General features: G+C 65.6%; 20 protein-coding genes. 9 read left to right on the plus strand and 11 right to left on the minus strand.

Annotated elements, in window-relative coordinates:
• Window positions 1–12: 12 nt before the first annotated feature.
• A complete protein-coding gene (locus ACY9XZ_RS02875) occupies window positions 13–810 on the minus strand; it encodes a hypothetical protein (RefSeq protein WP_463455569.1) in 798 nt (265 codons plus the stop codon).
• 37 nt (window positions 811–847) lie between these two features.
• The gene (locus tag ACY9XZ_RS02880; protein ID WP_463455570.1) at window positions 848–1,186 is read right to left on the minus strand and encodes a cupin domain-containing protein; all 339 of its coding nucleotides are present in this window, start codon (window positions 1,184–1,186) and stop codon (window positions 848–850) included.
• Window positions 1,187–1,311: 125 nt separating this feature from the next.
• Here ACY9XZ_RS02880 and ACY9XZ_RS02885 point away from each other — a divergent pair, with 125 nt between their 5' ends.
• Together ACY9XZ_RS02885 and ACY9XZ_RS02890 are read left to right on the plus strand one after the other, a co-directional pair.
• Entirely contained in the window at window positions 1,312–1,836 is a 525-nt protein-coding gene (locus ACY9XZ_RS02885; RefSeq protein ID WP_463455571.1) for a DUF5817 domain-containing protein, read from the plus strand.
• On the plus strand, window positions 1,833–2,183 hold the full coding sequence (locus ACY9XZ_RS02890) for a hypothetical protein (protein WP_463455572.1): 351 nt from the start codon (window positions 1,833–1,835) through the stop codon (window positions 2,181–2,183). The genes ACY9XZ_RS02885 and ACY9XZ_RS02890 overlap by 4 nt, the downstream gene beginning before the upstream one ends.
• A 24-nt stretch (window positions 2,184–2,207) precedes the next feature.
• On the opposite strand, the gene hmgA is transcribed toward ACY9XZ_RS02890, so the two are convergent.
• Window positions 2,208–3,425: a hydroxymethylglutaryl-CoA reductase (NADPH) gene (gene hmgA / locus ACY9XZ_RS02895; RefSeq protein WP_463455573.1), complete on the minus strand. Its 1,218-nt coding sequence runs from the start codon at window positions 3,423–3,425 to the stop codon at window positions 2,208–2,210.
• 443 nt (window positions 3,426–3,868) lie between these two features.
• Here hmgA and nadA point away from each other — a divergent pair, with 443 nt between their 5' ends.
• Genes nadA through nadC form a run of 3 tightly spaced genes read left to right on the plus strand, consistent with a single transcriptional unit; the run spans window position 3,869 to window position 7,331 of the window.
• Window positions 3,869–4,996 carry a quinolinate synthase NadA gene (nadA, locus tag ACY9XZ_RS02900; protein WP_463455983.1) on the plus strand — a complete coding sequence of 376 codons (1,128 nt, stop codon included), beginning with the start codon at window positions 3,869–3,871 and terminating at the stop codon, window positions 4,994–4,996.
• Window positions 4,997–4,998: 2 nt separating this feature from the next.
• Complete coding sequence (locus ACY9XZ_RS02905) at window positions 4,999–6,510, plus strand: L-aspartate oxidase (RefSeq protein WP_463455574.1); 1,512 nt, start codon at window positions 4,999–5,001, stop codon at window positions 6,508–6,510.
• Complete coding sequence (nadC, locus tag ACY9XZ_RS02910; protein ID WP_463455575.1) at window positions 6,510–7,331, plus strand: carboxylating nicotinate-nucleotide diphosphorylase; 822 nt, start codon at window positions 6,510–6,512, stop codon at window positions 7,329–7,331. Before ACY9XZ_RS02905 ends, nadC begins: the two co-directional genes overlap by 1 nt.
• Window positions 7,332–7,338: 7 nt before the next feature.
• Here the strand turns inward: nadC and ACY9XZ_RS02915 are convergent, their stop codons facing one another.
• Together ACY9XZ_RS02915 and ACY9XZ_RS02920 are read right to left on the minus strand one after the other, a co-directional pair.
• The gene (locus ACY9XZ_RS02915) at window positions 7,339–7,830 is read right to left on the minus strand and encodes a pyridoxamine 5'-phosphate oxidase family protein (RefSeq protein WP_463455576.1); all 492 of its coding nucleotides are present in this window, start codon (window positions 7,828–7,830) and stop codon (window positions 7,339–7,341) included.
• A gap of 79 nt (window positions 7,831–7,909) precedes the next feature.
• Window positions 7,910–8,653 (minus strand): GNAT family N-acetyltransferase, encoded by a 744-nt coding sequence (locus tag ACY9XZ_RS02920; protein ID WP_463455577.1) that lies wholly within the window; start codon window positions 8,651–8,653, stop codon window positions 7,910–7,912.
• A gap of 129 nt (window positions 8,654–8,782) precedes the next feature.
• Between ACY9XZ_RS02920 and ACY9XZ_RS02925 the strand changes: the two genes are divergently transcribed.
• A complete protein-coding gene (locus tag ACY9XZ_RS02925) occupies window positions 8,783–9,451 on the plus strand; it encodes an RNA 2'-phosphotransferase (RefSeq protein WP_463455578.1) in 669 nt (222 codons plus the stop codon).
• A 17-nt stretch (window positions 9,452–9,468) separates the two neighbouring features.
• On the opposite strand, the gene gpmI is transcribed toward ACY9XZ_RS02925, so the two are convergent.
• Window positions 9,469–11,028 (minus strand): 2,3-bisphosphoglycerate-independent phosphoglycerate mutase, encoded by a 1,560-nt coding sequence (gpmI, locus tag ACY9XZ_RS02930; protein WP_463455579.1) that lies wholly within the window; start codon window positions 11,026–11,028, stop codon window positions 9,469–9,471.
• A gap of 169 nt (window positions 11,029–11,197) precedes the next feature.
• Here gpmI and ACY9XZ_RS02935 point away from each other — a divergent pair, with 169 nt between their 5' ends.
• Both ACY9XZ_RS02935 and ACY9XZ_RS02940 read left to right on the plus strand, forming a co-directional pair.
• Window positions 11,198–11,590, plus strand: coding sequence for a DUF7522 family protein (locus ACY9XZ_RS02935; RefSeq protein ID WP_004593761.1), 393 nt, complete (start codon window positions 11,198–11,200; stop codon window positions 11,588–11,590).
• Between the two features lie 89 nt (window positions 11,591–11,679).
• Window positions 11,680–12,930 (plus strand): DNA double-strand break repair nuclease NurA, encoded by a 1,251-nt coding sequence (locus ACY9XZ_RS02940; protein ID WP_463455580.1) that lies wholly within the window; start codon window positions 11,680–11,682, stop codon window positions 12,928–12,930.
• Between the two features lie 2 nt (window positions 12,931–12,932).
• Here ACY9XZ_RS02940 and ACY9XZ_RS02945 read toward each other — a convergent pair whose 3' ends face one another.
• From ACY9XZ_RS02945 to ACY9XZ_RS02960, 4 genes are all read right to left on the minus strand, one after another.
• Window positions 12,933–13,235, minus strand: a complete 303-nt coding sequence (locus ACY9XZ_RS02945) for a DUF7521 family protein (protein ID WP_463455581.1) — start codon at window positions 13,233–13,235, stop codon at window positions 12,933–12,935.
• Window positions 13,235–13,591, minus strand: coding sequence for a helix-turn-helix domain-containing protein (locus tag ACY9XZ_RS02950; protein ID WP_463455582.1), 357 nt, complete (start codon window positions 13,589–13,591; stop codon window positions 13,235–13,237). Before ACY9XZ_RS02950 ends, ACY9XZ_RS02945 begins: the two co-directional genes overlap by 1 nt.
• A 130-nt stretch (window positions 13,592–13,721) precedes the next feature.
• The gene (locus ACY9XZ_RS02955; protein WP_463455583.1) at window positions 13,722–14,258 is read right to left on the minus strand and encodes a hypothetical protein; all 537 of its coding nucleotides are present in this window, start codon (window positions 14,256–14,258) and stop codon (window positions 13,722–13,724) included.
• A gap of 152 nt (window positions 14,259–14,410) precedes the next feature.
• Window positions 14,411–14,746, minus strand: a complete 336-nt coding sequence (locus ACY9XZ_RS02960) for a DUF7113 family protein (protein ID WP_463455584.1) — start codon at window positions 14,744–14,746, stop codon at window positions 14,411–14,413.
• A gap of 201 nt (window positions 14,747–14,947) precedes the next feature.
• Here ACY9XZ_RS02960 and ACY9XZ_RS02965 point away from each other — a divergent pair, with 201 nt between their 5' ends.
• Entirely contained in the window at window positions 14,948–15,682 is a 735-nt protein-coding gene (locus ACY9XZ_RS02965; protein WP_463455585.1) for an MBL fold metallo-hydrolase, read from the plus strand.
• A 60-nt stretch (window positions 15,683–15,742) separates the two neighbouring features.
• Here the strand turns inward: ACY9XZ_RS02965 and ACY9XZ_RS02970 are convergent, their stop codons facing one another.
• Window positions 15,743–16,534: an endonuclease/exonuclease/phosphatase family protein gene (locus ACY9XZ_RS02970; protein ID WP_463455586.1), complete on the minus strand. Its 792-nt coding sequence runs from the start codon at window positions 16,532–16,534 to the stop codon at window positions 15,743–15,745.
• Between the last annotated feature and the right edge of the window lie 49 nt (window positions 16,535–16,583).

The following is a 16,583-nucleotide window of genomic DNA, read 5'->3' on the forward strand; positions in this document are numbered from 1 at the left end:
GCGCGGAAGCAGTTATTCCTGAGACGACCGCCGGGTCGTGTTTGCGACCCACTTCGGCCGTCTCACCGTCGTAGACCCGACGTTTGTTATCCTGAGATCTTGCCTGACACGGACATACTGGTCACTTCGTTCTGCGTCGAAGGCCAGCCGAAGCGCCGAAACGGTACCGTCGTGATTGACACGAAGCCGGACAGAGACGTTGCGAGGATCACTGACGAACAACGGGGTGACGAGTCTGTCAGGGTTCGTGAACCGAGTGCCGACGAGGACGACACCGCCATCGACCCGGTCGGCAACGGCGAGATCGACGGCTTCCCCGATGCCAAGAATCGTCCGGCGCTCCGAGAGATCCGAGACGGGACCGTCGTTGCGGACGGTCCACTTGACCCGGTGGGGCTGATCCGCTCGTTCGTCGTACTGGGCCGCGACGATTGAGCCGTTAGTCCAGTAGTCAATGCGGGTCGTGAAGACGTTCAGTTCCGTACCGTTCTGGCGGAACTGTCCGGCGTAGGTCGTGTTGTTCGCCGCGACGTAGCGCGTGTGGTTTGATCGCCGGAGGACCGTCCCGTTGCGGTCGGTGACCCACTGGCGAGTGATCAGCGTGTAGTTTGTCGTCGAGAGCGTCCGCGCGTGTGCGCTGGCTAGCGTCGACGGCACCACTGCGTCGTCGCTGACGCCCGGCGGATAGCCGGCCCCGTCGGTCGGCACCGCTGCCGGCGTGACCGTCTCAGGGCTGTCCGGCTGGACGAACCCCGAGCACCCGGCGAGGACGAATGCGAGTGCCACGGCGGCAGCGACGACCCGCGCCATTGGTTGTCATACGGTCGCAGGCTCCAAACCGTTGTGGTTAGTCCTGCCAGTCCGGGTTCGGTCTGGGCGGGCTGAACACGTCGATTCCGCTGACCGGCTCCTCCCCCTCGTTGCGTGCTTCGTGTGGTTCCTCGCTCGGGATGACATAGGAGTCGCCGGGGCCGATGACGTACTCCTCGCCGTTGACGTGGAAGGTGAACGTCCCCTTCACGACGTAGCCGACCTGCTCGTGATGGTGGCTGTGTTCCGGGACGGCCGCGCCGGGTTCGATGTGGAACCCCTGGACGCTCAGCCGCTCGCCGACCGCCAACTGTGTCAGGTGGACGCCGTCGACCGCTTCGACCGTCTCACAGGCGGCCTGTGGTACTTCCTCCATGCGCCGTGGTGTCGCGCCGGGTCAACCTAAGCGTTCGTCTTCCGGGGGTGCGTATCGGTGTTCACCTCTCGCACTGAGCGCGCTCTGTCGGTGGATTCAGTACTGTTCGGCACCGACGGAGAGGTATGTACGCGGTGGTCGGGTGTAGTGATTGCAGCGCGCTGTGGGTCACCGAAGGGCGGCCGCAGACAACCCAGTGTCCGCGGTGTGGCACGCGCCGCAAACACGAGAAGCGACGGAAGTTCGTCGAGACGGACGACGAGGCACACGCCCGCGAGGTCCGGGCGTCGATGCTGGCGAACCGGCAGGGGGAGGGCGACGCCTTCGCCGAACTGGACTCCTACGCCGAAATGGAACGACAGGTCGACGAGGCGGGCGTGGACGAGGAGACGTATCTCGAAGATTCGGGGGTCGACACCGACGCCGTCTCGGCGGCCGCCGACCGCGCCGAACAGGGTGCGACGGGCGGATCGAGCCGCAAGGAGACGGTCACGAATGCGCTGCGGCAACTGGACGAACCGACCGAGGGCGATATCGTGGCCTACGCCGAGGATCGCGGCGTCCCGGCGTCGTACACCCGGAAGGCACTGCAGAAACTCGTCCGAGCGGGCGAGGCGTCCGAAAGCCGGGGGCAGTACCGGCTGCTATGAGTTCGACGCTGGACCTGGAGCCCGGACCGGTCGTGGTCGGCACGCTCGTCGGCCTCTCGGGACTGCTGTTTCTGCTCACGCCGGTCGTCGAACCGGTGGCGGTCGGTTCACTGCGGGTGAGCACGGTCGCGCTCTCGGCGGTCGTCCTGACGCTCGGGTTCGCGCTGGGAACGGTCGTGTTCGCCCGGCGGGGCCGGCGGCTGTTCGCTATCGCCCACGGCGTCTTCGCCGTCGCGTGGGCGCTGCTGGTGCTCGGGCCGCTGCTCGGTGAAGAAGCGCTCTTGCTCGCCGGCGTCGTCGTACTCGTTGCGGGTGCCGGCTTCCTGGTGAGCCAGCGCCGGCAGTGATAGCGCACTGCCGCGAAACCGACGCTACCGCCCGAGGTCGGCGTGCGCCGAGGAGAGGTGCCGGGATGAGAGTGCGGCAAGAAGCGAGAGTTCGCCGGCCAGCGCGCCGGCGGCGATGACCTCCGCGAGCGCGTCGGCGTTACTGCCGGCGGGGTCGCCACCGCCGCCGTAGCCCAGCACGTCCAGCGCTTCGGACTGGGTCGGGAGACCCGTCCCGCCGCCGACGGTGCCGACCTCCAGCGACGCGATGGTGACCGAGGCGTACAGGCCGTCCTCGCGGGCGTCGACGGTCGTGATGGCGTTGCTCCCCTCGACCACCTGTGCGATGTCCTGGCCGAGCGCGAGGAAGGCCGCGGCGACGACGTTGGCGGCGTGGGCGTTAAACCCCAGCGCACCGGCCTTCGCCGAGCCGACGAGGTTCTTGCGCGTGTTCGCCTCGACGATGGCGTCGGAGGTCGTATCGAGCCGCTCTTCCACCTGTTCGTGGGGAATGAGCACGTCCGCGGCGACGGTCCGTCCGCGGCCCTCGACGGCGTTGATGGCGGCGGGCTTCTTATCCGAACAGAGGTTGCCCGACAGCGCCACGAGGTCGGCCGACGTCTCGGACTCGACGACGTCGCAGGCCGCCTCGGTCGCGATAGTGGCCATGTTCATCCCCATCGCGTCCTTGGTGTCGTAGGAGAACCGCAGGAAGACGCTGTCGCCGACGACGTAGGGCGTCACGTCCTGCAGTTCGCCGTGGCTCGTGGTCGACTCGGCGGCGTCGGCCAGTGTGTCGACGTGTTCCCGGACCCAGGCCGACACCTCGCCCGCCTCGGCCACGTCCGCGACGCGGAACACCGGCGCGCGCGTCATCCCGGATTTGAGGACGCGGGCGGTCGCGCCGCCGGCGTTGCGAATCGTCGAGACGCCGCGGTTGACCGAGGCCAACAATGCACCCTCGCTGGTCGCCAGCGGGAGGTGGTGGTCGCCCTCGGCAGCCCCGCCATCGACGGGCAGCGGGCCGACGACGCCCATCGGGACCTGCGCCGCGCCGATCATGTTCTCGATGTTGCTCTCGGCGTCGGCGGCGTCGAAGGTGTAGTCGCCGACCGCAGAGAGGTCCGCGCCGGTCTCCTCGACAAGCAGGTGTCTGCGGGCCGCCGCCGCGGTGTCGGGGTCGGCGTGGTCTTCCAGTTCGTAGAGCCGCAACTCGCCCTCACGGACGCGCGCCGCGAGGTCTTCAGCGCCGGAGTCGGTCATACTGACCGGTGTGCGTTCGGGACCCCTAACAGTTGCTCTTGGTGGACGAACCGCTTTGCGGCCACCGTCGGGCGACGGCCCGGGCGACTGCATCGACCGACTGCTGGAGACTGACGACGATGTGGCGGTCAATGATAGAGGCTGACCCCAACAGCGAACGGTATCGAGTAACCGACTCGCTGCTCCTTGATGGCAGATAACAATATTCAACAATACAGCGTATGGAATCAAATGAATCGCCAAAATCTGATATAGGATCTAACTAGCCACCAATTCCGGGGTCAGAATTATAACAGCCACCAACTTCGAAAAAGGAACTGATTGAGCCACCAACATCGAATACACAATCAACTCCTCCGCCAACTGCCGTCTTTGAAGATAAAATCTTTTCATGTAGCAGTTCCGAAGTGTGCGTACCGACAGGTGGATACATCGTGCCCGAAATGGAAACTGCCGCGTTCGAGACGGACCTCAGCCTCTTCAAGTACGACAACCTCGAGCAGCTCCCGGCGGCGTACCGGGACCTTGAGGAAGTCGAGCGGACCGAGCGCATCGAGAGTGCGCTCGACGAGCTCGGCGACGACGTGGTCATTCTCGGCCACAACTACCAGCGCCGGGAGATCGTCGAGCACGCCGACTTCATCGGCGACTCCTACCAGCTCTCCAAGGAGGCCGCCGAGTCCGACGCCGATTACGTGGTCTTCGGCGGCGTGACGTTCATGGCCGAGTCGGCGGACATCATCACGGACGACGACCAGTCCGTGATCCTCCCGTCGATGGAGGCCTCCTGCCCGATGGCCGGGATGGCCGAGGCGCTGCAGGTCGACGCCGCGTGGGCGGAGTTGACCGCGGCGCTCGCCGACGACGAGGAAATAATTCCCATCACGTACATGAACAGCTACGCCGACCTGAAGGCCTTCTGCGCCGAGCAAGGCGGGCTCGTCTGCACCTCCTCGAACGCGCACAAAGCCTTCGAGTATGCTTTCGATAAAGGCGACAAGGTGCTGTTCCTGCCCGATAAGCACCTCGGCGAGAACACGGCCCACCGGCTCGGCATGGCCGACGAAACCGTCGAGTGGGACCCGTGGGACGCCGAGGGGACAGACGCCGCCGACGCCGTGGAAAACGACATCATCCTCTGGGAGGGGTACTGCCAGGTCCACGAGCGGTTCCGCGAGCACCACATCGAGTCCATCCGCCAGGACTACCCCGACGCGAACGTCATCGTCCACCCGGAGTGTCGCCGCGAGGTCGTCGAGGCAGCAGACGTGGCCGGCTCCACCTCGACCATCTGTGAATCCGTCGCCGAGGCCGATCCCGGCGAGACGTGGGCTATCGGTACCGAGATTCACCTCACTCACCACCTCCAGCGCTGGCACCCCGACGTGAACGTCGTGCCGCTGTGTGGCGACGCCTGCATGGACTGCAACGCCATGCGCCAGATCGACCCGAACTACCTCGCGTGGGTGCTTGAGGAACTGGTCGAAGGTCGCGAGCGCAACGTCATCGAGGTCGCGCCCGAGGAGAAGGATCTGGCACAGATCGCGATGGACCGAATGCTGGAGATATAACCATGACGGACGATCCGATTACGACTGACGTACTGGTCATCGGCTCCGGCATCGCCGGGCTGGCGGCGGCACTCGCTGCGGCCCGCGAGGGCGACGACGTGACGCTCGCCACAAAAGCGACTCGCCCGGAAGGCTCCTCTTCCTGGTGGGCTCAAGGTGGTATCGCCGTCTCCCGAGATACGCCCGAGGAGTTCAAAGAAGACATCATGGCCGCTTCGGACGGCACCGCCGACCCCGACGCGGTCGATGTGCTGGTCGAGAACGCAAACGAGGCCGTCGAGGACGTGCTGCTGGAGACGCTCGACATCGACTTTGACCAGAGCGGGGAAGGTCACGATTTCACCCGCGAGGCCGCCCACAGCGAGGACCGCATCCTCCACGTCGACGCCTCGACGGGCAAGCACATCCACGTCCCGTTCCTGAACTACGTCGATGACCACGATGGCGTGGAGATTCTGGACGACACCGCCGCGCTCGAACTTATCCGCCACGAGGGCCGGATCCACGGGGCGATGCTGGAATCCGACGGTGAAGTCGAACCGCACTTCGCCGGCAGCGTCATCCTGGCGACCGGCGGTATCGGCGACCTCTACCCGCGGACGACGAACCCCGACAACACGACCGGGGACGGCATCGGGATGGCGGCACTCGCCGGGGCCGAGGCCGAGGACATGGAGTACGTGCAGTTCCACCCGACGGCCTGCACGATAGACGGCGACGTGGCCTTCCTCGTCAGCGAGGCCGTTCGCGGCGAGGGCGGCCTGCTCCGGAACGGCGACGGCGAGCGGTTCATGCCCGACTACCACGCGGACGCCGAGCTCGCGCCCCGTGACGTGGTGGCCCGAGCGGTCAAAACTGAACGGGAGGCCACCGGCGAAGTTACGCTGGACGTGTCGCCGCTGGATTTCGCCGCAGAGTTCCCGAGCCTCGCGGACCGCTGTGCGGAACACGGCATCGACCCGGACGACGGCATCCCGGTCGCGCCGGCCGAGCACTTCCTCTGTGGCGGCATCAGCGTCGACGACCGCGGCCGGACGACGCTAGACCGACTGTACGCTGTCGGCGAATGCTCCCGGACCGGCGTCCACGGCGCGAACCGCCTCGCCAGCACCTCCTTGCTTGAAGGGCTGGTCTGGGGCCTGCGCGCCGGCGAAGACGCCGCTGGGGCCGACCCCGACCCCATCGAAGCGCCGGAGCTGCTCGAACGGGACCCGGACCTGCCCGAGCGGTTCGCCCGCGACAAGTTCCAGCGGCTGACCCGCGTGATGGACGAGAACGTCGGCGTCGAGCGGGACCCGGCGGACCTCCAGCGCGCGATGGCCGTCCTCCGCCGTCTCAAAGGCGAGGTCGACGCCTACGTCCGCACGCGAACCAGCCGTTCGCTGTACGAACTGCGCCACGCCAGCGTCACCGCCCTGCTGGTCGCGCGCCACGCCGCCGAGAACGAGGAGAGCGTCGGTACGCACAACCTCGTGGACGCGAGCGAGGACCCGGCGGAGCCGACGGCCGACTGATGCTCGCCGACAGCGACATCGAGCAGTGGCTCCGCGAGGACGTGGGCCATCACGACGTGACCAACGACGTGCCCGGAACGACAGGAGGTCGACTGGTGGCCAAGGAGTCCGGCGTCGTCGCTGGCCTCGACGCCGCCACCGCGGTGTTCGAGTATCTGGACTGTGCCGTGGAGACACCGGCCGAGTCCGGGGCCGCCATCGACGCCGGTGATGTCGTGCTTCGCGTCGACGGCCCAGCACAGTCCGTCCTCCGCGGCGAGCGTGTGGCCGTGAACATCACCGGCCACGCATCGGGCGTGGCGACGAAGACCCGAGCCGCCGTCGACGCGGCAGCATCGGCTGCGACGGATTCCGGGCCCCGCATCGCCGGTACGCGCAAGACGACCCCGGGCCTGCGCGGCATCGAGAAGCGCGCAGTGGCCGCCGGCGGCGGCGACACCCACCGGCTGGACCTCTCGCACATGGTGATGGTCAAAGACAACCACATCGCGGAGATGGGGCTCGTCGACGCGGTCGAGCACTTCCGGGAGCGGGCCTCCTTCGCCACGAAACTCGACGTGGAGGTCGAGTCTCCGGCGGACGCCCCGCGGGCCGCCGAGGCCGGCGCGGACATCGTCCTGCTCGACAACATGTCCCCCGCGGAAACCGAACGGGCCGTCGAACTCGTGGCGACGTCCGATGCTGACGCGCTTACCGAGGCCAGCGGCGGTATCACAGTCGCGGACGTGCCAGCTTACGCCGAAACCGGTGTGGACATCGTCTCGATGGGGTCGCTGACCCACTCCGCACCGACGCTGGATTTCTCTTTCCGAACGGGCTGAGTCCCGGTTACTCCGGGCCACTCGTCGAGGATTCGGTTCTGAGTTCCGGTGGGAGTTCGAGTTGCTTGATACCGACTCGCTCGTCGATTCGGAACCGGTACAGCGCCGTGGCCTCCGTCTCGGCCGCCCGCTCGAACACGTCGGGCTTCCAGGCGGTGTCGATCTGTTCTTCGATCGCCCTGCGCTCGCCGTCAGGGACTCGCTCGATTGTCCCCGTCAGCAGGACGCTGCGCCAGTTGAACGTCGTTTCGATGTCGTAGATGAGAAACCGGGCAACGTCAGCCTGGTCGCTCGCCGTCACTTTCCGGCTGTCGGTACCGAGAACGTAGACGAAGTAGAGCGCGGACTCGCCGTCGTACCAGTAACTGAGCGGGCGCAATAGCGGCGCGGAGTCTGTCGGAACCCCGAGCACGCCGATACTCTTGTGTTCGAGGGTCTTTTCGATATCCTCGCTGTCCATCTGGAGCATCCCGTAATCCGATAGTTGTTCAAATGTCATGCCAGTACTTGTCGGCATATAATCATAAATCCACAGGGCACTGTCCACAGACTCTCCGCTCGACAGGTGGTGCTTGCCGTCAGCCCGTCTCGTTCAGCCGGCGAGCGAGCATCACCTCGTCGACCAGTTCCCCACGGATTTCGTAGTGGTCATCGCGGACGGCCTCGACCGTCCAGCCGGCCGCCTTCAGGAAGTCGATTGCGCGCTCGTTCGTGGCCGGCAGGCTGTTGTACACCTTCCGACAACCCCGGCTCGCGGCCCATTCGACCCCGCGGTGCAGCAGGTGGCTGCCGATCCCGTGGCGACGGTACGTCTCCATCACCCCGAGCGTGAGTTCGGCCGTCGACGAGAGCTCCGCAACCTCGGACATAGCAACGTGCGCCCAGCCGACGACGTCGTCGTCGACGGTGGCGACGAACACGATCCGGCAGCGGTTGGGACCCCAGCGGACGAGCGTGTTCTCGTAGGCCAGTTGCTCTGCGACGCCGGCCGCGGCGAGATACGGCTCCTCGCTGGTCACGTCCCGTATCGTGCCGACGACGCCGGAGAGGTCCGACGGTCGGGAGGGGCGTATCTCGTAGCTGACGCCGGCCTCGTAGTATTCAGCCGCTTCGCCGTGGTGGAGCGCGACCGTGAGCTTCCCGTCTTCGGTGGTCTCGATGAGATCGTCTCGTTTGAGGATAGAGAGGTGGTGCTGGAACCGCTCGGGATCGACGCCGATGGCTTCGGCTACCTCGGCGGGCGCGACGGGGCCGTTTCGCTCGACGAACCGATACACGTCGGAGCGGTCGCCGCCGAGTTCGAGGTCTGTTGGGGACGGCATTTCGCTACGGGCCATTGGTGACTGTATCCACTTGAAGACACCCGGCACGGGTGCCGGGACAGTCAGGGTTATATCCGCCCGACATCCGTTCGCGTGACGTTTTTGTACGGCCCTGGCCCATCCCCGACCGTGCCAGACGCAGTGCGGCGCTGTCCCGAGGACGGCTTCTTCGAGGGCGACACCTGCCCGGTCTGTGACGGAGAGGGAGCCCACGTTCTCGACGGCGACCGACGGCGACAGCTCTCGAAGTTCGTCTCTGGGGCGCTCAGACACTTTCCTGGGGACGCCGGCATCGAGGTAGACGACGCCGGATGGACGGCGTTCTCGTCCCTCCGCGCCGCAGTCGAGCGAAAGTACGACTGGGCGGACGACGAAACACTGGCGGGGGTCATCGCCACGGACCCGAAAGGACGGTTCGAGCGGACGGGAGTCAGCGACCAGTCAGGCGAAGTAGCCGCTGACGGTCGCGTTCGAGCGGCGTACGGACACTCCGTCGACGTGTCTCTCGACGCGACCGACGACCCGGTCCCGGCGACGCTGTATCACGGGACCGCCCCGCGGAACGTCGAACCGATACGCGAGGAAGGACTGAAGCCGATGGGTCGCCAGACGGTCCATCTCTCTGACTCGGTCAGAGCGGCCCGCGAGGTGGGGCGTCGCCACGCGGACGACCCCGTCGTGTTCGTCATCGACGCTGCGACGATGCAAGCCGACGACCGCCGGGTCATCAAGCGGGGGGCCGAGACGTACACGACCGACCGCGTGCCGCCGCAGTACCTCTCGCTGCTGGACGAATAGCGCGGTCGCTTCGCCCGTTACTCGATAAGCGGCGTGCCGGTCATCGCGGCCGGCTGGGCGATGCCCATGAGCATGAGCATCGTCGGCGCGAGGTCAGCGAGCGTCCCGCCGTCGCGTGGGGTCCGGCCGCCAGCAGTCCCGTCGGGCGAGAGGTAGATGAACGGGACGGGGTTTGTCGTGTGGGCGGTGTGCGGGTCCTCGATGGTCCCCATGTCGTCGGCGTTGCCGTGGTCGGCACAGATGAGGACGTGGCCGCCGGCGGTCTGAATCGCCTCGACCAGCCGGCCGAGCTGTTCGTCGACGGCTTCGACGGCGGTCACCGCCGCGTCGAAGTCGCCAGTGTGGCCGACCATATCGGGGTTGGCGAAGTTCAGGACCAGCGCGTCAGGATCATCAGTCTCGATGAATTGGATGGCGGTGTCGGCCAGCTCCGGCGCGCTCATCTCCGGTTGCAGGTCGTAGGTCGCCACGTCGGGGCTGTCGACGATCTCGCGGCTCTCGCCGTCGAACGCGACCTCGCGGCCGCCGTTCAGGAAGTAGGTGACGTGGGGGTATTTTTCCGTCTCGGCCAGCCGGATCTGGGTCTTCCCGGCTTCCGAGAGCACTTCGCCGAGCACGTCCTCGGGCTGGTTCGGCGGGAAGGCGACCGGCAGGTCGAACGTCTCGTCGTACTCGGTCATCGTCACCAGCCGGGTGTCCGGCGGTTCGGTGTCAGCCCCCCAGTCGTCCGGACGGATGTCGCCGAGCATCCGGGTGAGTTGCCGGGCGCGGTCCGACCGGAAATTGAAGAAGATGACTGCGTCGCCGTCTTCGAGGCCGGCGTGGTCGCCGACGGTCGTCGGCTCGATGAACTCGTCCGTGGTGTCACGGGCATACGACTCCGTGGCCGCCGAGACGGCGTCGTCGGCGTGGTGGTCGCCCTCGCGGTGGACGATGGCGTCGTAGGCCCGGCGAGTGCGCTCCCAGTTCTGATCGCGGTCCATCGCGTAGTAGCGCCCACAGACGGTGGCGACGTGGCCCGTGCCGTGGCTCTCGGCGGTGGCTTCGAGGTCCGCGAGGTAGTCTTCGCCGCCGGTCGGCGACGTGTCGCGGCCGTCGGTGAATGCGTGCGAGACGGCGTCGGTCCCGCGCTCGCCGGCGAGTTCGATGAGCGCGTGGAGGTGGTCCTGGTAGGAGTGGACGCCGCCGTCCGAAACCAGGCCCATGAAGTGAACCCGTCCGCTGTGGTCCTCGGCGTACTCGAAGGCCGACAGGATCGTTTCGTTCTCGAACAAGGGCGGATCCTGCGCGGTGTCGTCGGGCGGCGACTGCCCCCGCGAGCGAGCGATGCTGTCGCTGACGCGGGCGGAGTCCTGCTTGACGACGCGGCCGGCCCCGATGTTGAGGTGGCCCACCTCGGAGTTGCCCATCTGGCCTTCCGGAAGGCCGACGCGGCGGCCGTGGGTCTCTAGTGTCGACGCTGCGCCGGCGTCTCGGTAGCGGTCGAAGTTCGGCGTGTCGGCGGCGGCGACGGCATCCCGGACATCGTCGTCCGGGTTCAGGCCCCACCCGTCCAAGATGATGAGTCCGACGTTCATACCCGGTGGGTCACGCGACCGGCCTAATACACTGTCGGTCAGTCCCGAACGCCACGGTCGATAATGCGGAATCCGGCGGTTCCAGTGACGCTGCGCCACACCTGTCCTCGCTATCGTCGCCGATAGTGAGAACCCCGAAATTAAGAGGGTGGCCCGCCTTCGGTCGGGCATGACTCGGAACATTCTCTCGGACGATCTGGCCGACGCAATCGTCACGACAGCCCGGACAGCGACGGGCGACTCGCTCCGGTCAGTGACGTATTTCACACGTGCGAACTTCGAGCAACTCTACCTGCGGGAGGACCTCGAACAGGACGCCGACCTCAACGACTTCGTCGGCCACGAGTGGCAGGGGTACAAACAGACCAAGAACGCCTACCAGGAGTCCGAACTGGGCGACTACCGCTTTACCGTGCGTGCGTTCTCCAACGGCTACCTCCTGCGGGCGACGACCGAGCGCCAGGGCGTGCTCATCACCACGGACGGCCTGACGATGCAGTCCTACGAGGAGATCGCCGAGGCAATCGAGCGCCTGCTCCGTGAGGAGTCCGGCAAGGAGTAAGCGCCGAATCGGCGGGCGTCCACCAACAAGGAGAGCGCCGAATCGGCGGGTGACCAAAGGGTTATGCCCGTGCCCGCGAACGCACGGGCATGACGCTGGACCCGGTCCACGTCGACGGTATCGCCAAACTCGCCGGGCAGGTGCGCGAGACCGTCGAGACGAGCGACCAGGAGGCGGCCGCCGAGGCGGTGTGGGACAGCTTTCTCGACCCGCTGTGGCAGGACGGGACGAAGATTCTGGAACCGCTCGACGAGCAGCGCCGCCGGAAGGTCCCTATCGAGGACATCGCGCTGGCGGACCCGCCGTTTCCGACCCAGCACGGCCTGGACTCGGGCACGATCAATCCCACGACGTTCAAGAACGGGCTGGTGCTTGACGTGGCCCAGGCCGCGATGGGCAGCGTGCCGTCGGACGTCGAACTCCACCGCGGCCGGACGATTATCATGGCCGTCCACTCGAACGACGCGACGCTGGGGTTCGACGGCGAGTGGCAGGGCGGGGACCGCGGCTACGCCAAGCGGCGCGTCCTCGACGTGCCACAGGTCGACCGCTACGAGCAGCGGGTCGTCCACGCGCTGGCGCTGTACCTCGCGGAGAGCCAGCACGCGCTGACGAACGCCGACGTGGTCGAGGACCTGTTCATCCTCGACGGGCCGATCTACCCGACCGGCGTGCTCCGCTGGGCCGACCGCGACACCGAGCTGGCCGACCTGCTCGCGGAGGACGACCGGCCCAAGACGGTGGTGAACAACTACGTCGACCTCGTCGAGCGGTTCGTCGAGCGGGACGTGCCGATGGTGGGGTTCATCAAGAACTCCTCGACGAAGGCCCTCACGCGGGCGCTACGACGCAAGACCAACGCCCCGTGGGTGAACGACACCGCCTTCTTCCGTCGAATCCTGGAGCGCCGCGACGACGACGGCGAGACGCTGACCGACTGTCTCACTGCGACGAACTGGTTCCGCTCGCGGGGCGGCACTGACGGCATCATGGCCGCCGACGGCGACGCGCTTGGCATCGAGCGGTCGCTCGACCCCGAGGCCTACGAAGTGACGTTTTTCGTTCTCTACGACCCGCGCTCGGATCTCGTGTTCCGCGTCGAGGCCCCCTATGCCTTCACCAAGGACCCGGAGTGCCGGGCCAAACTCACGCGGCAGATACTCCACGACGTGGCCAGAGAGCAGGGGCCGCCACTGGCTATCGGGAAGGCCGACGAGTTGGCGAAGATCGACCGACAGGGCAGCGAGGAACTCACCCGCCGCATCGAGCGGACGTTCGAGACCGACCGGGAGCGGGAGTACAACGATATCCGGTGGGGTGCCGTCGAAGAGTCGTTTTGAGGCTAGCCACGGCGGGCCAGGACGATAGCGTAGAGGATAGCCAGCAGGCCGACGGTTTCGGTCAGGGTGCTCGGAATGGGTAACGCGACCGGCGGGACGACACGGACCGCCGCGAGCGTGACGAGGTACGAGACGAAGGTGAGGAGGCTGATTCCGACGGCTAGCGCGAGCATCGACCGGGTCCGCTGTCGACGATAGCCGACGAGCGCCAGCGCAGCAATGAACAGCCCTAACCCCGTCTGTGCGAGGTGAACCGTGATTTTCACGGAGACCCACAATTCATCCGAGAGGCCGGCAAACTCCATTAGAGCCCCTCCCAGAGGTCTACCAGTGCGTCGGCGAACTCGTGTGTCGACGACTCCACGGAGAGACTGACATCGAATGTCCCGTCGGTAAGACACACGGTGAGTTCGTCCATCTGTGCCTCGTACACGTCCGGGTGATGGCCATCGTCCGCGAGCTGCGTTCGAGCGGCGACGAGGCCACAGTCTTCGAGGGCGTCGAGGCGGCGGTACACGGTCGAGAGGGACATATCGCAGTCGTTGCTGAGTTCAGTTGCTGTCATCGGTCTGTGACTCGTGGCTGCAAGGAGCGCGCGAGCGTATTCGTCATCGAGGAGGGCAAACACCTCGGTCGGGGACAGGTCCTCGGCCACACGCATTGGGTTCGCCCGTCACCGTGGTATAACGCCCCGGTCGTTCGCTGACCCAGAAAACGGTCGGCCAGTCATAGCGAGCCCAAGCAGCCATACGGGTTGTATACCCCGGCTACCCGACGAACGGCCAGTGCAGTCAAAGGGCATAGCTCAGCATCTGGTAGACAAATCCCGACATGAAAATGATGAATCCGGCTGCTCGCACATTATCCATGTGGTCATCAATCCACGTCTGTAGTGTAATCCAATTCGCCACAGTATATCGTGGAGGTTTGTTATCCTCTTCTTCGAATCCGGCCGATATGCTCGGATTCCCATATACCTCATAATCAACATTAAGAAAGTTGCAGGTGCGGTCATAATCCAACCTTCCATTTCGTCGGTTTATCAAGTCCACAAGCGATTCAAAACCCTCATCATCTGGAGATACACTCCGCTCATTCTGCAAGGTTTTCCAAGAGTTGCGCAGAGCTTCGGGCAGTGCGTACTGATTAAGTCTTGGCACGTCGGGCAGAGCAATTACTGCAGCACCAATGACGTTCAGAACGAGTCCTAAGAATCCTGAAAGACGCCCAAGATTGCAGACAACAGGGTGGGATAGGTAGAGAACGACAATGGGAACTAAAGGAAGTATGATTGTCATCCACTTTGACCACTGAGGATACTCACGCATATCCTTCAGTTTCGAGTAATGATTTTTAATTGTAATGACTCAATGTCTGATATCTGTGTAATCTAAGCACACCTACGTATCGGTCGGTTCGTCAAAATAGAGATGCAAGCAACTCCATAGGAGCCACTCCTGGCACTCTCACAGCGAGCCAGCTACGCCGTCTCGGCCTGCTGCACCGTCACGTCGACCGTCTCGCCGGCCACGCCGAGGCGGGCGAACTGCGTTCGGACGTGTTCCTTGGCCGCGTCGATGGCCGCGTCGCGCGTCTCGAAGCCGCGGGGCATCGGGGATTCGAAGGCGATCCGGATCTCGCGGCCGTCGATGGACTGGACCTGGCCGCCGCTTTCGACCTCGTAGAAGGCGTCACAGACCCAGACGTAGGGCGTCCCTTCGTCCGGTGCGCCGTTGAACTCGGGCGGCTCTTCGCCCGGTTCGTACAGCGTTCCGGTCAGCGCCGTCCCGCCTGCCGTCCCCCGAATAAGCAACATGATTTGACGTAGGGGCCCCAGTGGCAAAAGATTCTCCCCCGGGCGAGCGTTCGCACCAGCAGTCGTGGGCGATAGCCGGCGGCGCCTGCTGGTCAGAGAACTGCCCACCCGTCCCGAGATGGTGGTCACTGAACGACCGTGTCCCCGGAATTTGGCACGTGCCGAAGCAAGTCGCATATCGATGGTGCCGCAGGTAGGCACATGTCAGACTCGACTGGTGCCAGTGTTCGGTTACTTCGTAACGCGACTGTCCTCGTAGACGTTGGAGACGTGACCTTCCTCGTCGACCCGATGTTTGCGTCACCTGGCGAGAACCCGCCTGTTCCGAATTCGCCGAACGACCGTCGAAACCCGCTCGTCCCGATGCCCGACGCTGACCTGTCCTACGACGCCGTGGTCGTCACGCACCGCCATCAGGACCACTGGGATGCGGCGGCCAGAGCGGAACTCGATAGCGACGTGCCGCTGTTCTGTCAGCCCGAGGAGGCAGACGAGTTCACTGACGAGGGGTTCACCGATGTCCGACCCGTCGACGACGAGGCGTCTATCGAGGGTGTCTCGGTCCACCGAACGCCCGGGCGGCACGGGCACGGAGAGTTGGCGGCGGAGATGGGTCCCGTTTCCGGATTCGTGTTCGAGGGCGACGAGACGGTGTACGTCGCAGGCGACACGGTCTGGTACGAGCTCGTCGAAGAAACGCTCGACCGATTCGAGCCCGACCTGGTCGTGTTGAACGGCGGTGAAGCACAGTTCGAACAGGGCGACCCTATCACGATGGGTATCGAGGACATCACAGCTGTCCGGGATGCGACGGCCGGCACGGTTGTCGTCGTTCACATGGAGGCGATCAACCACTGCCTGCTCAGCCGGGACGAGCTACGGTCGGCATCAGCGGACGTTCGGATTCCCGACGACGGGGAGCGGGTCAACCGATAGGCACTGGCTGACAGGTGCTTCGACGGTGACGGTGTCAGGTGCCGCGGCGACGCCCCCGGCTCAGGGCTCGCAGTCGACCACGATGGGTAGGTGATCAGAGCCGTAGTGGTCGTCGTCGCGGTCGGCGATGACCGCTCGGGTGTCGACGGCCACGTCCTCGCTAACGAAGATGTGGTCGATACCCATCTCGGGGAGCAGGTCGTGGAAGTCCGTCCGGCTCGTCGTCGGGCCGTGGACTTCGGTCGCTCTGTCGCGGGCATCGACGAGCCTGCGGCCGTCCGGGAGTTCGTGTCCCGCGGCCCGCTCGTAGGCCGGCTCGCCGACGACGCAGTTGAAATCGCCGGTGACTACCGCGGCTGCCTCACGGGCGATAGAGTCGAGGTGGTCGAGCACCAGTTCGATGCCTTCGACCCGCGCGGCAGCCCCCTGATGGTCCAGATGCGTGTTCAGAACCAGCAGGTCCTCGTCGGTGTCGCAGTCCCGGAGGCGCGCCCAGGTCGCCACGCGGGGATACGCGGCGTCCCAGCCGACGCTGCTCGGCTCGGCCGGCTGTTCGGAGAGCCAAAACGTGTTCGTGGCCGCGCAGTCGAAGCGCTCGGCCCGGTAGCCGATCGCCGTGTGCTCGCCGCCGGCATCGACGGAGTCACGCGGATCACCGACCCACTCGTAGCCGTCCAGCAACACCTCTAGCTCCCGGAGCTGGTGGGCCATCGCCTCCTGCACGCCGACGATATCCGGGCTGTGATACCGGATTATCCCCGCCACCAGCCGCCGTCTGTGGGGCCAGCTGTCCAACCCATCCCCAGCGGTGTCGTACCGCACATTGAAAGACATCACCCGCATCGGCTTCATATGTGCTCGTTGACAGCCACCCGGGTAAGGTTTCACATTCATGCTGCTG

The sequence above is a fragment of the Haloarcula sp. HT12 genome (assembly GCF_055271655.1).

Bases quoted from the DNA above. Each gene is read 5' to 3' on its own strand.
- ACY9XZ_RS02890 (WP_463455572.1), top strand. From the start codon at position 1,833: ATGAGTTCGACGCTGGACCTGGAGCCCGGACCGGTCGTGGTCGGCACG.
- ACY9XZ_RS02905 (WP_463455574.1), top strand. From the start codon at position 4,999: ATGACGGACGATCCGATTACGACTGACGTACTGGTCATCGGCTCCGGC.
- ACY9XZ_RS02965 (WP_463455585.1), top strand. From the start codon at position 14,948: ATGTCAGACTCGACTGGTGCCAGTGTTCGGTTACTTCGTAACGCGACT.
- nadA (WP_463455983.1), top strand. From the start codon at position 3,869: ATGGAAACTGCCGCGTTCGAGACGGACCTCAGCCTCTTCAAGTACGAC.
- ACY9XZ_RS02940 (WP_463455580.1), top strand. From the start codon at position 11,680: ATGACGCTGGACCCGGTCCACGTCGACGGTATCGCCAAACTCGCCGGG.
- ACY9XZ_RS02880 (WP_463455570.1), bottom strand. From the start codon at position 1,186: ATGGAGGAAGTACCACAGGCCGCCTGTGAGACGGTCGAAGCGGTCGAC.
- ACY9XZ_RS02970 (WP_463455586.1), bottom strand. From the start codon at position 16,534: ATGAAGCCGATGCGGGTGATGTCTTTCAATGTGCGGTACGACACCGCT.
- hmgA (WP_463455573.1), bottom strand. From the start codon at position 3,425: ATGACCGACTCCGGCGCTGAAGACCTCGCGGCGCGCGTCCGTGAGGGC.
- gpmI (WP_463455579.1), bottom strand. From the start codon at position 11,028: ATGAACGTCGGACTCATCATCTTGGACGGGTGGGGCCTGAACCCGGAC.
- ACY9XZ_RS02920 (WP_463455577.1), bottom strand. From the start codon at position 8,653: ATGCCGTCCCCAACAGACCTCGAACTCGGCGGCGACCGCTCCGACGTG.
- ACY9XZ_RS02950 (WP_463455582.1), bottom strand. From the start codon at position 13,591: ATGCGTGTGGCCGAGGACCTGTCCCCGACCGAGGTGTTTGCCCTCCTC.
- ACY9XZ_RS02875 (WP_463455569.1), bottom strand. From the start codon at position 810: ATGGCGCGGGTCGTCGCTGCCGCCGTGGCACTCGCATTCGTCCTCGCC.
- nadC (WP_463455575.1), top strand. From the start codon at position 6,510: ATGCTCGCCGACAGCGACATCGAGCAGTGGCTCCGCGAGGACGTGGGC.
- ACY9XZ_RS02935 (WP_004593761.1), top strand. From the start codon at position 11,198: ATGACTCGGAACATTCTCTCGGACGATCTGGCCGACGCAATCGTCACG.
- ACY9XZ_RS02915 (WP_463455576.1), bottom strand. From the start codon at position 7,830: ATGACATTTGAACAACTATCGGATTACGGGATGCTCCAGATGGACAGC.
- ACY9XZ_RS02945 (WP_463455581.1), bottom strand. From the start codon at position 13,235: ATGGAGTTTGCCGGCCTCTCGGATGAATTGTGGGTCTCCGTGAAAATC.
- ACY9XZ_RS02960 (WP_463455584.1), bottom strand. From the start codon at position 14,746: ATGTTGCTTATTCGGGGGACGGCAGGCGGGACGGCGCTGACCGGAACG.
- ACY9XZ_RS02885 (WP_463455571.1), top strand. From the start codon at position 1,312: ATGTACGCGGTGGTCGGGTGTAGTGATTGCAGCGCGCTGTGGGTCACC.
- ACY9XZ_RS02955 (WP_463455583.1), bottom strand. From the start codon at position 14,258: ATGCGTGAGTATCCTCAGTGGTCAAAGTGGATGACAATCATACTTCCT.